Raw genomic sequence first — 500 nt, forward strand, 5'->3', positions numbered from 1 at the left:
GGAGATAGTCGAGAACGTATTCCCGCGGGGTGATGTCCACCTGGACGTCGTTCCATTCGCTCACGGGGAGGTCTGCGAGGCGACGATCGGTCAGAGCTTCGCCGGTCGTGACCAGCTGAATCACGGGCGACAGGCCGGCCTCAAGGTCGCGGTCGATCTGAGCAAAAACGGTCGGCATTTTCATGCTGGACAGGGCGAAGTTGAAGAACCGCTGTTTCGCACCCTCAAACGCGGACCGCGCTGCGCCCTTGGCGTTGCCGTTCAGGGTGGCGCCGTCCTCGTTGCTGATGTTCGTCAGCTTCAGGGCCTCTTCGAGATTGTTGTGAATGATCGAGAACGCGTCGGCGTAGGCGTCGTAGATCTCGATCTGATCGGGCGTCAGCTCGTGTTCGAGGATCTCGTATTCGACGCCGGCATAGCTGAGCGACCGGGCGGTGTAGAGGCCGAGGGCCTTCAGATCGCGGGCAAGCACCTCCATAGCGGCGACGCCGCCCGCCTCC

1 protein-coding gene is annotated in these 500 nt (G+C 62.4%); it reads right to left on the reverse strand.

What is annotated here, in order from left to right:
- Positions 1 to 500, reverse strand: a 500-nt coding sequence (locus RDU12_RS14965) for a strawberry notch-like NTP hydrolase domain-containing protein (protein WP_308685431.1), incomplete at both ends; no start/stop codon positions are given.

The organism is Brevundimonas sp., from assembly GCF_031082345.1.
Classification (GTDB): domain Bacteria; phylum Pseudomonadota; class Alphaproteobacteria; order Caulobacterales; family Caulobacteraceae; genus Brevundimonas.